Below are 1,163 nucleotides of genomic sequence, written 5' to 3'. Positions count from 1 at the left end.
AAGACTAATAGAAGAATGCAAAATCCGAATAGACATTTTGACCATTCGGCGCAATATTTTTACACGTTAGTTTTCTTAGAACGTAAGTACTTTCTTTTATCGTTAGTTTACCAGTTTTTATTATCGTGAGTTTACCAACAAGTCGTTGTAAAGCTGCTTTACTAAAAATTGATTTTTTTTGGTTTTTTAATTTAAAAAAATTTTGCCTTTTTTAAATATTTTTTATTTATTTATATATCTTGTTTTTTTCTTGTTTTTAGGCGTCGGCTAAGCTTGGTGTATTGCCACGTTGACCATGAAAATACCTACAAATTTCGGGTTAAATACCTACAAATTTCGGGTTAAATACCTACAAATTTCGGGTTAAATACCTACAAATTTCGGGTTAAATACCTACAAATTTCGGGTTAAATACCTACAATACTCATATTGACATAGTTGTGTAGTATTATTATGATTGCATATAGAAAACAGGGGGATTTGTTAAAATGGAAAAAATAAAGGAAGATAATGTAATAATTCCAGAAGTGGTAGAAGAAATGAAGGAAGTCAAGGAAATTAATAAAAATGCTATAGCAACCATACATAACGATTTAATACAAGCAAGGCATAAGTTAAGTTTAGAAGAAATAAGGTTAATGGATACAATAATATCCTTTATACAACCAGAAGATAAAGATTTTAAAAAATATAAAATACCGGTAGCAGTATTCAAAGATTTATTTGGAACACAAAGAAAGGATATATATGATGTAGTAAAAAGGGCAGTGGAGGGACTTTTAAGCAAACCAATAAAGATAGAGAAGAAAAACGAAAGAGGAAAAAGATATTTTAAAATGTTTAATTTTATACGATATGGGGAATATGAGGAAGGTGCCGGCTGTTTTTATGTGTCAATAGCTCCAGAATTCAAGCCGTATCTTTTACAGCTCAAGGAATTTTTTAGCAAGATACCGATAAAATACACATATGTTTTAAACTCCAGATATGCCATAAGGCTATATGAATTATTAAAACAATACGAAAACACAGGCTTTAGGGTTGATTATTTACCAGAGTTAAGAGAAATGTTAGGGGTAGAACCTAATGAATATATACGATTTGATAATTTTGAAAAAAGAGTATTAAAACAAGCCGTAAAAGAAATAAACGAAAAAACAGAT

At 29.3% G+C, this 1,163-nt stretch carries 1 protein-coding gene; it reads left to right on the top strand.

Annotation, left to right across the window (positions count from 1 at the left end; all coding sequences use genetic code 11):
• Positions 1-488: 488 nt before the first annotated feature.
• A partial coding sequence (locus tag HG1285_RS00595) for a replication initiation protein (protein ID WP_008289619.1) occupies positions 489-1,163 on the top strand: 675 nt, incomplete at its 3' end.

This window comes from Hydrogenivirga sp. 128-5-R1-1 (genome assembly GCF_000171895.1).
This window is presented reverse-complemented; position numbering and strand designations above follow the sequence as displayed.